Source organism: Psychrobium sp. 1_MG-2023, from assembly GCF_030689115.1.
Lineage (GTDB): Bacteria > Pseudomonadota > Gammaproteobacteria > Enterobacterales > Psychrobiaceae > Psychrobium.
On the sequence record NZ_JAUYVJ010000029.1, the window covers coordinates 1 to 13614 of the forward strand.

Here is a 13614-nt window from a genome sequence, read left to right on the forward strand (position 1 = left end):
TAGCGCTCTAGCAGTTGCTTCCCCGTGTCAGTGGATGCGCATTATAGGGATCTTCTGACACATGGCAAGGGCTTTTTGGATCTTTTATTTCAAGCGTACACAAATGAAACAATACGATTATAAATCCACCAAAACAACCCTGTTTCAAACATAATTCAAGCCAATTCACTCAATATAGAGGGAAGGCAATGATCCCTGGATCAGATTCCATCATTTATTTTAGTTAATTGGATCACTCAATTGCATATAATTTAAACTATTTTAGGCGTATCGGTAGTAACTTGAATAAAAGATCTCTATTATAATGCGCTTAAGTTTCTATTTTTCTTCACTAATCTTTAGGTTACATTATGAAATCAAATAAATTCACTCCGCTACTAATTACATTCGTATTAGCTGTAGTCGGCTTCTTTGTACTACCTTTAATTGCACCAAGTATGGAAAGTGCTTCTGTTGTTTTTGCTATAGGTATTGCATTAGGTGGTACAACTGTCGCTCTATTATCTCCTAGCGCTGCAACTTCTTCAGCTACCACCTCTAGCGCAGCCGTCGCTGATGACGATCGTCAAACACTATATGTAGGTAACTTGCCATACCGTGCTAATGAGTCTGTAGTTCGCGAGTTATTCGAATCACATGGACCTGTTTTCTCGGTTCGCTTAGTAAAAGACAAGCAGACAGGGCGTCGTCGTGGGTTCGGCTTCGTTACGATGAATGGTGAAGGTGCGGCACAAGCCATGGCAGAACTAAACGAACAAGAGTTTCAAGAGCGCATATTGAAAGTACGCGAGGCAAAAGAAAAAACAAGCCCAGAAAACACTAGCCAAGTTGATGGTTAACTATAGATAGAGAACTAAAGCCTTCATTAAGTAATGATTGGTTTAACATCTCTTCTAAGCTATCTTCCGTATAAAAAGCTCGGTGGTGAATCTTTCCCCCGGGCTTTTTTGATCGCTGTTTGCAGTCACTAATAAGTAATGACTTAACACGTTGAGCAATAGCAATTCCCGAATCAACAAGAACAATCTTTCCTTCAGTAACACGAGCAATTTCTTTCTTTAATAGCGGAAAATGAGTGCAACCTAAAATGAGGGTGTCAATCCGCCCCATGACAGGCTCAAATATAGCTATTAGTTCTTTATCGTTTGGTTCGATACCTTGAAACGCCATTTCTGCTATCTGGACTAATTTATTGCTGCCAAGCTTATAAAGCTCACATTGGGGGGCGTATGCATTCATTAGTTCATCAATATAAGATCGGTTTATCGTCCCTTGCGTTGCTACAAGGCCAATTTTTTTGCTTTTTGATAACAGAGCGGCTGGTTTTATTGCGGGAACGACCCCGACTACAGGGATACGCAAGGTATTACGTAGCGCAGGCAACGCAACTGTACTGGCAGAGTTGCAAGCTATAACAAGTAAATCAGGTTGAGTTAACTCTATAACAGCAGGAAGTAGCTCAAGTAAGCGAGTAATTAACTGCTGCTCTGACAATTGGCCATAAGGGTAAAACTTATTATCAAATAAATAGTCAATTGACACTGAAGGTAGTAGCTTCGTGATTTCACGAAACACACTGACACCTCCGACACCGGAGTCAAAGACTAAAACACGACTAGTCAAAATTAACCTCAAATAAACAGCAATTCAGCGGCTATTTTCTCTCACCGAGCCTGCGACAACAAGTTTTTTGTTTGCCAGTACTTCGATTACAAGCTATTTAATATCTTCTGATTAAAATCATTAAAGCTATCTAATGTTTTCGAAACCATCTGATCCATCAAATCAAGTTGCTTATTAGCGACATCATTAATCAATTGCTTAACATTATCGCCTGCAAATAGAGATTCGCCAGCCTTCATTACATCATCTAGCCCTTTAACATAAGGCGATAGTGTTGCAATTGGGTTGTTACTGGATTGGTCACCATTTTCTTTTACCGTTGCATAATGCTCAGTAATCGCCAGTTGTTTAACTTCTTTAAAGTCATAAGCAAAGCTGACTATTTGCTGAGAGTCAAAGCCTAATTCATTCGCTTGTTGCCACGCTTGTTCAACATTGCCACTAAAAAAATCATCCGCTAGCTGTGCCATATCGCCTACTAAACTTGAAATAGCCTCTAGTTCATCATCATTTAAATCGCCTTCAACAGTCAAATTAAATGATTGACCATGGCTCGTTGATATTTCTGTGTGTTTACTGTCGTTACTAACGCTTTGAGATTGACTTAGCTGAGCGCTTTGGCCGAACGAAATTGAAATCTTATCTCCATCACGGGTTTGAATATCAATACTACCAGTTTCAACCTCAGATAATTCTATGGCTCTTGAAGAAACCTGAGGGGTTGTAGCACTCTCTTTACCAAACAAAGATTTATCAAGATCATTCATTCCTTGCTGAATCAAGTCATAGCTCTTATCTATTCCTTGCTCAACATCACTCGTCAGCATATCCATAGAACCCAGCTCTTCGCGAGCCATATCAAAACCTTTATCAATGCCTTCACGAGCTTGTTGCATCATTAAATTCAGTTTTGCATCGTCGGCACCACCGGATTTGGCCCCATAAATAGCACCGCTAACAAAATCCATTACATTTTTAGCTACGGCTTCAAAGTCAAACGAGATTGGCTCAACATCAATTTTATCTAAAATAGAGCCGGTCTCGACATCTACGCTAATTGATTGCTGTTTTGAGGATGAAAAGCTAAAAGAGCTATTCACTGAAAGCTGTTGATTTAATGCCGCCATTAACGACTTAGCACCAATCAATAATTTATGATTTGAGGACATAGACAGAACATCATTTTGCTTATCCTGTGCATGGTCAGGCTTATTATTCGACCCCATCTCATCCAATTTATCTTTTTTATTCATTACATTTGCTGGGGCTGTAAATTGATTGACTTTCATGAGGTCACCTAAGAAGAATAGACTATTAAAAATTTATCGGCACAATCACACAAAACTTAAGCTCAATGTCTAATTTTTAATCGACACGTCTGGACAAATAAATAAATTACCCTAGAATCTGCGCCATTCATATTCCTTAGGATCCCATTTATGTTGCCAGGTCTTGTTGATGTTGCAAATTATCAGAAGCAACTCACCGAAAAAGAAGATTTTTTAAAAGATCACTTTAAGCAATTTAACCCACCAGCGCTAGAAAGTTACTGTTCACAACCTGAAAACTATCGGCTGCGCGCTGAATTTCGCGTATGGCATCAAGGTGATGATCTTTACCATATTGTTTTTAACTCCGCGACCAAGGAAAAAGTCCGAGTTGATCAGTTTCCATCAGCATCGGTATTAATCAATCAAATGATGACGGCGTTGATGGCTGAACTAAAAGATAACCCTGCGCTGCGATTTAAGTTATTTCAAATTGACTACCTCTCAACATTAAGCGGTGAAATTATCGTTTCAATGCTTTATCACCGTCAACTAGATGAAGCTTGGCAAGCAGAGGCCGTTGCGTTAAAAGAACGCTTGAGTAAAGAGTTTAACGTGCAGATCATTGGCCGTGCTCGTAAGCAAAAGATTTGCTTAGACCACGATTTCGTTATCGAAAAACTTCAAGTAAATAACAAAGAACTTATTTATAAGCAAGTCGAGAATAGTTTCACTCAACCTAATGGCGGTATTAATCAAAAAATGCTGGAATGGGCTACCGACATCACCAAAGATGCAACAGGCGATTTACTGGAATTGTACTGTGGTAACGGTAACTTCTCATTAGCATTGGCTGAAAACTTCAATCGCGTGCTTGCCACTGAAATCGCTAAACCATCGGTAGACTCTGCTCAATATAACATTAGCGAAAACAAAATTGATAATGTCACTATTTTGCGCATGGCAGCTGAAGAGTTCACTCAAGCGATGCATGGCGAACGCGAGTTTAGACGTTTAAAAGGCATCGATCTTAAAAGCTTCAACTGTAATACCATTTTAGTTGACCCACCACGAGCAGGTCTTGATCAAGCAACACTAGCCATGATCCAAGCTTACGACAACATTATCTACATCTCATGTAACCCTGAGACGTTAGCCGATAACTTATTAACGCTCTGTGAAACACATAACATCACACGGTTTGCCCTGTTCGATCAATTTCCATATACCCACCATATGGAATCTGGTGTTTACCTTACAAAAAAGTAAAGCAGCTACATAAACACGAGACAATAAAAAGGGCTATCATCAGATAGCCCTTTTTGGTCATAACTCAAACTCATACTTGATTAAGTACTTACGCCTTAAACATTCCAACTTTCTTCAACATCCAGAAGATCAGACCCATACATAACATCACAGGTAAGAAGTTACTACCAAGTTCTGGCATAGCAACACGGATACTAGCGGCATAACCTAATGCACCTAAAATAAAGCTAGCAGCTGTTAGCACAGGGATATCACCGCCGATTTCGCGAGTTTGATATTGTTGCAACATACAATAGAATGCCAAAATACAACTAACGATAGGGAAGATTGAGAACGTGACTTCCTCTAAGGTAAAACCAGTTAGGCCTGCATTAGCACTAATACCAGCAACTAAAGAAAAGATAAGAATTTTTTTATCTTCAGATGAAATTGTTAACATTGATTAAATCTCCGTATTATTGTTCGACATATAATTAGCACCGGTTGCAATCATATGTAATTGTAATATAACTCGCTCCGCAAGATCTTTGCGGTCTTCTTGTGTCATATCCAACGCTTCTGCACCTGCATTGAATACGATAATTAGCATGGCTTCACTTTGTATTGTAGCCAATGAACGTTCTAGTGTTGTGTTTTGAATCAAATAGTCAGTTAACTCTTCGACAAAATGGCGAATCTCTCGATTCACAGCTTGTCGAAATGCAGCAGCATTTCCAGAGCGCTCTTGTAATAATAATCTAAACACATTAGGTCTAGAGTCAACGAACTCCATAAAAGTTTCCGTTGATATACGAATAACACTGCCGCCTTTATTAATCCGTTGTCGTGCCTTACGCATTAATTGACGTAACATCAATCCCCCTTCGTCAACCATAGTTAAACCCAGTTCGTTCATGTCTTTAAAATGACGATAAAAAGAGGTAGGTGCAATACCAGCCTCTCGCGCCACTTCACGTAAACTCAAGTTAGAAAAACCATGCTCAGCAGACAATTGATTAAATGCAGCATCAATTAAACCACGCCGTGTTTTTTCCTTTTGTTGAGCTCTTACTCCCATTGACACACCATAAAACATTATAAATTAACATAAGGGTAATGGAACACTTAAGTTGGCACAACATAATAGAAAAAATATATGCATCTTTTTATTATTCTAGTCTAAATACTAACTGATTGGGATCAGTCAAAAGTCGGTAGTGTTCAGTTCGACGTAACCTTTAAGACACAAACGAAAAGAGTTGGTTATGATTAACACCGGAGAATAGTCACGAATAAAATTTAAGATTTCCCAGCCTATATAAGATTATTGGTCAACTTTTGGATTGAAATTTGAGATCCCTTAGACAATAGCTTTTTATCATCACCAATGAATTAAGTTATAAAAATGGGCCTATAAAGGAATTACATTTTTAAACACACACTTGAACTCTCAATATAACTTAGCGTACACTTGTAAGCTCAATTAATATATTTAGGAAGTTTAATGAATAAGCCACCTATCATTTGGACTAATGTCATACTGTTTAGCAGTACGCTATTAGCTGCGCTAATCCTTGTGCCTTGGTACCAAGTAACTTATGGCTTTGACGCCTTTGTGATTATAGCCGCCGTGGCGTCTTTATTTTTCTGTGGTCTGTCAATCACTGCTGGTTATCATCGTTTATGGTCTCATCGTACTTATCAAGCTCATTGGTCTGTACGCTTATTCTTTGCTATTGGTGGTGCATTTGCATTACAAAATTCTGCGTTACACTGGTCAAGTGACCACCGCGTCCACCATAAATTTGTCGATATTAATGATAAAGACCCATACAGCGCCAAACGTGGTTTTTGGTTCTCACATATCGGTTGGATGCTGCGCCACTACAATCACGAGCAATACGATGATTATAGTAATTGCCGAGATCTCCAACGTGACCCTATAGTGATGTGGCAACATAAACATTACCTAGCATTAACCTTAATCACTAATATTGGTTTTGCATTGTTAGTCGGTTGGTTAAGTGGACAAATGCTAGCAAGCTTTATTGCGGTCGGCATTACGCGATTAGTATTAAGCCATCACTTTACTTTCTTCATTAACTCATGGGCACACATGTGGGGCTCGCAGCCTTATACTGACAAAAATACTGCCAAAGATAATGCACTTTTAGCGGTCTTCACTCACGGAGAGGGTTACCATAATTTCCATCACATCTTTGAGTCTGATTACCGTAATGGCATAAAGTGGTATCATTACGATCCAACAAAATGGTTAATTAAGACGTTATCATGGTTGGGTTTAGCAACGAACTTACGCAAAACACCACAACAAAAAATCGAACAAGCGCAATTGGCGATGATATTAAAGCGTAGTACGCAACGCTTAGATTTACGCCACGATGCAGAAGAAATGAAACAGAAGCTTCATGCAGAATACGAAATCCTCGTCACTAAACTAAATGAGTTTTATACGCTGAAAAAGCGTTTGTTTGAAGTTAAAAAGCGTAAAGCGCTCAAAGACTATGACAAGTTACAGCTAGTTAAGCAGCTAAAAGAGTTACAACAATCGTTTGAACAGCAGCGACAAGCCTGGTTGATGTTAGCAAATCACACCTAGCCATAGCCACGACATCGCCCGCAGTTAAAGTAACACGCAAATAGTTACTTTAACTGCTGAGGCAAGCCATAACTGACTCGGTACACCTCATCACTCTGCGCAGCGACATATTGACCAATAATACCCGACATATCAACAAAGCGTCGTGATTGAGCTTCCATTGGAATCACCCCACAACTCACATCGTTCAATACAAACACAATATTGCAATCCAATGAAAATAAGTATGCTAGCTGATTAATCAAATACTCTTCTGTCTGCTCGAGGTTATTAAAAATCCACATCGACAGGCAATCGATCAAATATGTTTCGCCAGAACGCATCACCTTACTTAAATCATGACTTTGCTCTAGCGTAATAAAATCATCTTGCCGTTGCACCTGATGTTTAAACACCCTTTCAGCCATGGCTTCGTCATGATAAGAATTATCATAAGTGGCAATATAGTGAGGTTTTGGACCTTGTAAGGATAAAGTATAAGCAGCCGCTAAATTACTCTTACCACTTTTTTGACCACCAAAATATAACGTTTTCATCATCGTCGCTCTGTCATAAAAGATGAGCAGTCTATCACTTACTCATTGTTAAAACAGTTAGCTGCACTGACTAAGCAACTAAATGAGTTAGATTTTTAGCGCTTACTGGTCGACTAAAATAGTAACCTTGAATTTCTTCGCAGTTAAGGTTTTGTAAGAACATCAATTGTTCTTCCGTTTCAACCCCTTCAGCCACAACCGTTAAGTTAAGGTTATGTGCCATTAAAATAATAGTGGAGACAAGCTCTTCATTATCTTTACACCCGGGAATACCTTCCATAAAACTTCGGTCCACTTTTAATTGGTCAAGGGGCATCTTAGTCAATAAGCTCAGACTGGAGTAGCCCGTACCAAAATCATCCATCGATACACTAACACCAAGCTGACGAATAACATCAAGACAACGGAAGACATATTCAGCATCTTCAATGAAACTAGTTTCTGTTACTTCAATATCTAATAACGATGGATCGTAGTCATAGCATTCAATTAACTCGGCAAGTTGCGAAACCAAATTGTGATTTGCAAACTGCTTCACAGAAATATTCACCGAGATACGGAGTGGAGGCAGTCCCTGCTCTTTCCATGCTAATCCTTGGCAAATAGATTGCTTAAGCACCCAAAATCCAATATCAGAAATAAGGCCAAGCTCTTCAGCAAGGGGGATAAAGACATCAGGTGCCACGCGCCCTAAAATTTTATCCTGCCAACGCAGTAAAGCTTCAACACCAACCACTTTGCGTGATTTAACATCAACTTTTGGCTGATACTCTAGGAAAAACTCATTATTAATTAACGCAGCACGTAAGCGCTGTTCAAGTGCGAGTTGCATTTGAGATTCTTTATTCATTTCTGATGAATAAAGACAGAATTGATTTCGCCCTTTCTCTTTGGCACGATGCATCGCCGAATCCGAGTTTCTCAGCAGCTCAGTTCTAGTCAAGCCGTCTTGCGGGAAAATAGAACAGCCAACACTACTGGTGATAAATAACTTTTTATCATCAATAATTAATGGTGTTTCAAAGCATTCGATCACTTGCTGGGCAGTACGATAAGCAACTGCTTTGTCTTCAAGTTCAGATAGCACAATGACTAACTCATCACCTCCAACGCGTGCAAGAGTATCATTATGACTAATACATTGGTTTAATCGATTAGCCACTTCACAGAGTACTAAGTCACCAATATCGTGCCCTAACGATTCATTAATTCGCTTAAAATGGTCCAAATCAATAAATAATAGCCCAAGTTGACTTTGTTCTTCGTGAGCGTGCGTTAAAGCATTATCAATACGATCAAACAGCAATTGACGATTAGGAAGCTTGGTTAGGGGGTCATAATATGCAAGGTGTTCAATGATTAATTCTGAGTTTTTACGATCAGAAATATCATTAAAAATTCCCGCGTATAATACTTGCTGGGTGGTAGGCTCAACAATACGTGTGATGGTAAGCCATTCCGGATAAATTTCTCCGTTCTTTTTTCTATTCCAGACTTCACCTTGCCAATAGCCCTCTTCATCAAGCGTCTGCCACATCACATCATAGAATTCTTTATCATGCCTGCCCGAGCTGACCATTGATGCGGGCTGACCTAGAGCCTCTGCTTCACTATAACCAGTCACCTGAGTAAACGCAGGGTTTACTGTCTTGATGATTGTATTTCTGTCCGTCACCATGATGCCATCAACTGACGCTTCAATTAAAGCGTGAGCCATGTGCAAGTTATATTCTTTTTCTTTTAGGCTTGCACTTGTTTCAGCCAACGCACTGCGTAAGCGGTTGATATAGCTACGCTCTATACGGTTAAGAATATCAGAGAAAGAAACAATGCCTAAGAATTCACCATTATCTCCTTGAACCCCAAGATGTCGAATATGGCGTTTTTGCATAAACGAGCGGATTGATAACAAGCTCATACTGTTAGAAACAGAGATGAGCGGCTGACTCATTACGCTTTCTATAGAGGTATCTAACTGATTAGTCGCAATCAAACGAACAATATCCCGCTCAGTAAGCAAACCAGCAGGCTGATCATCGATAGTCGCAACTAAGGAGTCGCTTCGCCGCTTACGCATTAATTCGATTGCGTCATGAATTGGCTTTGATGCATCTAATAATGGCGCCTGCTTTTTAGGCATGATGTTTTGAACTTGAGTAAGGCTCAAAAAGTATTGCGCATCTTGATTGATAATAATATCGCTCTGTGAAACGACACCTACTAACAGCCCATCATCATCAATAACAATGAGGTGACGAACCTCCCGTAATTTCAATTCCAGCGCCACGTCATCAAGTGACAGGTGAATATTAACCATAAATAAGTTAACACTCATCACCTCACCTAAAGGCACACCCAATGCATCGGGGTTATTTAAATCCACTGATAACGAATCCGCTTCAGTCCAAATCCCTATCGGCTTATGATTTTCCGTGACAATAATTGAGCTACAACGTCTTTGATGCATTAACCCAGTGGCTTCTCTAAGGGAGGTCTCCTTAAAGCAAGTCACCACGTTACGCTCGACTACACTACATAATGAGTTTTCGTTCATGTTTACCACTTTAAAGCTCTTAGAGCTTTATTGACGCATGTAAAAATACTGACGATACTATCACAGTCCTTTTAACATAGTTTCTTGAGTCGAGTCATTATTGATCTAAATCAATAACCCTAAGGCTGTTGATATGATAAAAGTCTGATACTTTAGTTAAATAATTTCCGCTGTAATTAGCTCTCATTGACATACCTTTACCCACCGCAACAAACGTTATAATATAACAAAACATACAAAGTGCAGAGACTCATAATGAAAGCGAGTAATTTCGAAATAAGTGCTATTCCTACTAATATTATCACCGGCTTTTTAGGGGCAGGAAAAACATCAGCCATTCTTCATTTATTAAAAAGCAAACCGGATAATGAACGCTGGGCAGTCCTAGTCAATGAGTTCGGGGAAATTGGTATTGATGGCAGTTTATTTGAAGGCAAGCATTCACAGGGACAAGGCATATATATCCGCGAAGTACCCGGTGGCTGTATGTGCTGCGCGGCAGGCTTGCCAATGCAAGTAGCCCTTAACCAGCTATTGACTAAAGCAAAGCCAGACCGTTTACTAATTGAACCCACAGGACTCGGCCACCCTCAGGAAGTGCTCAATATCTTATCGTCAACACACTATCATGACGTGCTTTCGTTACAAAAAACACTAACCTTAGTTGATGCGCGAAAATTATCCAGCAAGCAATACACATCGCATGAAACCTTCAATCAACAGATAGCGATCGCAGACACGGTCATAGGCAACAAGTCCGACTTATACCGCGAAGGTGATAGCGCCAACCTAACCTCATATATCAAAAATAATTGTCAGCCACAAGTGAACGTCATCTTCGCACAACACGGCGTTATTGAGACTAGCTACCTCAATGGTGCAACAGCTGCAATCCGCCCCGCAGCCCACCATCACCATCACCAAGCACAATCAAAACCATTGGCCTCTCAACTCGCTATCCCTGAATGTGGCTTCATTAAAGCATGTAATGAGGGTGAAGGATTTAAAAGTATCGGCTGGCGCTTCTCCCCCACCAAGGTATTTTACCGACACAAGTTAATCTCTTTTCTATCTAAGCTTCCTAAACTCCAGATTGAACGTGTAAAAGCAGTATTTATCACTAACGATGGAATCTTTGCTTATAACCTAACAACAGATATGCTAACCGAAGAAGAGCTGGATGACTGTTTGGAAAGCAGAGTTGAAATGATCGCCACCGAACTTCCAGAATCATTAGAGACGCAGCTCATGACATGCCTTCAAGCGTGAGTGATACTGTTCAATGTTCCACATTAATTCTGTTTTTGTTTGGAAAAGCCCAGCAAGGATGCTGGATGTATAATATTTAACAAAATTATTTACAGGCTCATTTGTTGTGGCGCTTTATAAACAGCGCCCCCCCTATAAAGCTGCACTTTACAGTGTGCGCTTAATACCTAGAGTTTCAAACAAAATTTTATAGTTGCTTATACTTTTTTGGTTAAATGTCAGCGCCCATTGCGCATCACTTATTGATAAATAATCGGGTACCGGAAGTATTTTATTCCCATCTACGAAAGACTTCATAAAATTAGAATAATCAATCCCAGTAGTATACTTCAACCCTTGGGTAATATCGCCCAAACTGTACAACTTTTTGTCCCTGTGGAAATTAACGTACATCCAACGCATCAGTTCATCGATACTCTTGTTATTATTTGTTCTTTTTCTTATATCGTGGTCTAGCACCATTGCTACAACCCAACCACCACCGTATACGAGAAAGTAATTTTCAAACTTGAGTTTATTTGTTCGACCAGCACGTCTCATAGATATTTTGCCAAGACCTGACGACGTTGAGTAGTAACCAATAACAGAAGACACAACCGCCAACATTTCTTCCGAGGATATCAAACCTAATTCAACAGCGGTCTTGAAAGTATAAAACTCAGAAAACCCCTCATTAAACCAATGTTCTCTCCCATCTTGATATCGAAAAGATTCAGCACTCCACAAATGAAATAGTTCATGAAGTAATATTCTTTGCCAAGTAGAAAAACCAAATGTTTTACCATTATTCCAAGAGAGTATGATCAATTTAGGATCGGCTTCACCTCCTAAATACTTTCCTTGCCTGACATGAATAGAAATCTCAGAGTATTCGACACCTTTTTTATCTCTAGGCAGTCCACCAAAGAATTTTGTATAAGATAAAAATGCTTTATTTGTTAATTGATTGATTTCATTTTCTTTCTTAACTGACTGCTCATCCATAAAGTGATAATTAATAGTAACATTTTCTAATTGAACAACCTTTAAAGCCTCTTTAGCCTGTAGAGGTATTGAAGCAAGCAAAAAGAAAGCAAAGCTCACAAGTTTCCCTAGTTTGTTCTTAAACATTGTTTACTTCCTCAGTTTTAGATTGAAATGCTTTACGGTAGGCTAACGGAGAAATAGAAAAGTTGCGTTCGAACGCTCTCCTGAACCCGTCAGGAGAACTAAAACCAACAGTTTTAGCAATAATTTTTATTTCTTTTTGGCTTGATAACAATAGCTCTGAGGCCAATTGCATTCGATATTTTTCTACATATTGTGCAGGTGTAAATCCTGTTTCTTTTACAAAAAACCTATGACATTGCCTTTCACTCAAATGAATGACATCAGCCAAACGATTAACAGTTAACTCTTCTTCAATATGTTCTTTAATCCAATTAAATAACGACTCTAAGCGATCTGTTTTTGGTGTTTGCACATCCATAATATCTGAAAATTGTTTTTGCCCTCCTGTACGCTTTAAATAGACGACGAGGTGCTTTGCAACATGATGCGCTAAGTTTTTTCCTTCATCTATTTCTATAAGGCGTAGCGCCAAATCAATCCCCGATGTAACCCCTGCCGAAGACCAATATCGCCCATCCCTAACAAATAGCTTTTCACTGTCAACATTTAACTTGGGGTAGCGTTTCTTTAGATCACTAACAAATGCCCAATGTGTTGCGACGTTCGTATTATTAGGAAGTCCAGCTCTAGCAGTTAGGTAAACTCCGGTGCATATTGATACCACTCTCTCACATTTAGACATCAGCACTTTCAAGCGAGACAATTGCTTAGAATCAATTGACGTACTCCTCGCCCCCTTTCCTCCGGGAATGATTAAAGTATGACAATTTTTCACATCTTCTATAGAAACAGATGGGGTTATTGTTAAACCAGCCTCGCAATTGATCGCTGTATCGCAAAATCCAATTACTTGTAACTGATAACTATTTTTATGGACTTGTATTGCCTCATTAAAAGCGGATTGCGGACCAGCTAAATCAAGCAACTCAACGCCATCATAAGCTAAAAAGCAAATTGTCTTTGGCATAATAAATTTTATTCTTAATGTCGATTGAAATGCATCTTACACTGTTTAAAAAAAGGCAGCCATGACACCAAGCCAACCAAACCTGCCATAAACCTTGCTATTCAAATGGAAAGCTTAATTCATCTTTAAGATCATGAAAAACCTTGAAACTCGTGGGTTGTAATTACATGCATCAAGATGCAACTTTTCCAATTGTTCCGCCATGATATTAAACAGAGCAGTGTTCACTTAGATAATTACAACTGGCCCATAATCATCTTGTAGTTCAAACACCTCACTAATAAACTTGGTAAAGGCTTAGACTTAGCTTTGGCTAGTTTCCACCATACGCTGAACGGCCAGCTAGAGTAGCTTGCCGCCACGCATTTCTGTAAATTGAAAGACCTTCAACAGTCATATGAGAAGACCCTTTATCAATA

At 39.3% G+C, this 13614-nt stretch carries 12 protein-coding genes; 4 read left to right on the forward strand and 8 right to left on the reverse strand.

Translation table 11 applies throughout. The features are described from left to right. Window positions 1-350 precede the first annotated feature (350 nt). The gene (locus Q8W26_RS14035) at window positions 351-839 is read left to right on the forward strand and encodes an RNA-binding protein (protein WP_101215548.1); all 489 of its coding nucleotides are present in this window, start codon (window positions 351-353) and stop codon (window positions 837-839) included. Here Q8W26_RS14035 and murI read toward each other — a convergent pair. Both murI and Q8W26_RS14045 read right to left on the reverse strand, forming a co-directional pair. Continuing rightward, window positions 820-1623, reverse strand: a complete 804-nt coding sequence (gene murI / locus Q8W26_RS14040) for a glutamate racemase (RefSeq protein WP_305473662.1) — start codon at window positions 1621-1623, stop codon at window positions 820-822. The genes Q8W26_RS14035 and murI overlap by 20 nt on opposite strands. 86 nt (window positions 1624-1709) lie before the next feature. Beyond that, a complete protein-coding gene (locus Q8W26_RS14045; RefSeq protein ID WP_101215550.1) occupies window positions 1710-2912 on the reverse strand; it encodes a DUF5610 domain-containing protein in 1203 nt (400 codons plus the stop codon). Between the two features lie 150 nt (window positions 2913-3062). Here Q8W26_RS14045 and trmA point away from each other — a divergent pair, with 150 nt between their 5' ends. After that, on the forward strand, window positions 3063-4160 hold the full coding sequence (trmA, locus tag Q8W26_RS14050) for a tRNA (uridine(54)-C5)-methyltransferase TrmA (protein ID WP_101215551.1): 1098 nt from the start codon (window positions 3063-3065) through the stop codon (window positions 4158-4160). A gap of 88 nt (window positions 4161-4248) precedes the next feature. Here the strand turns inward: trmA and Q8W26_RS14055 are convergent, their stop codons facing one another. Beyond that, entirely contained in the window at window positions 4249-4599 is a 351-nt protein-coding gene (locus tag Q8W26_RS14055) for a DUF1422 family protein (protein WP_101215552.1), read from the reverse strand. A 3-nt stretch (window positions 4600-4602) separates the two neighbouring features. Further along, entirely contained in the window at window positions 4603-5217 is a 615-nt protein-coding gene (gene fabR / locus Q8W26_RS14060) for an HTH-type transcriptional repressor FabR (protein ID WP_101215553.1), read from the reverse strand. Window positions 5218-5643: 426 nt separating this feature from the next. Between fabR and Q8W26_RS14065 the strand changes: the two genes are divergently transcribed. Next, window positions 5644-6759 (forward strand): fatty acid desaturase, encoded by a 1116-nt coding sequence (locus tag Q8W26_RS14065; protein WP_101215554.1) that lies wholly within the window; start codon window positions 5644-5646, stop codon window positions 6757-6759. A gap of 44 nt (window positions 6760-6803) precedes the next feature. Here the strand turns inward: Q8W26_RS14065 and Q8W26_RS14070 are convergent, their stop codons facing one another. Both Q8W26_RS14070 and Q8W26_RS14075 read right to left on the reverse strand, forming a co-directional pair. Then, window positions 6804-7298: a bifunctional adenosylcobinamide kinase/adenosylcobinamide-phosphate guanylyltransferase gene (locus Q8W26_RS14070; RefSeq protein ID WP_305473663.1), complete on the reverse strand. Its 495-nt coding sequence runs from the start codon at window positions 7296-7298 to the stop codon at window positions 6804-6806. Window positions 7299-7365: 67 nt separating this feature from the next. Next, a complete protein-coding gene (locus Q8W26_RS14075) occupies window positions 7366-9849 on the reverse strand; it encodes an EAL domain-containing protein (RefSeq protein WP_101215555.1) in 2484 nt (827 codons plus the stop codon). Window positions 9850-10104: 255 nt separating this feature from the next. On the opposite strand from Q8W26_RS14075, the gene Q8W26_RS14080 reads away from it, so the two are divergent. Then, window positions 10105-11118, forward strand: coding sequence for a GTP-binding protein (locus Q8W26_RS14080; RefSeq protein WP_305473664.1), 1014 nt, complete (start codon window positions 10105-10107; stop codon window positions 11116-11118). 147 nt (window positions 11119-11265) lie between these two features. Here Q8W26_RS14080 and Q8W26_RS14085 read toward each other — a convergent pair whose 3' ends face one another. Beyond that, window positions 11266-12228, reverse strand: coding sequence for a hypothetical protein (locus Q8W26_RS14085; protein ID WP_305473665.1), 963 nt, complete (start codon window positions 12226-12228; stop codon window positions 11266-11268). Beyond that, window positions 12221-13195 (reverse strand): GlxA family transcriptional regulator, encoded by a 975-nt coding sequence (locus tag Q8W26_RS14090; RefSeq protein WP_101215558.1) that lies wholly within the window; start codon window positions 13193-13195, stop codon window positions 12221-12223. The genes Q8W26_RS14085 and Q8W26_RS14090 overlap by 8 nt, the downstream gene beginning before the upstream one ends. Window positions 13196-13614 lie beyond the last annotated feature (419 nt).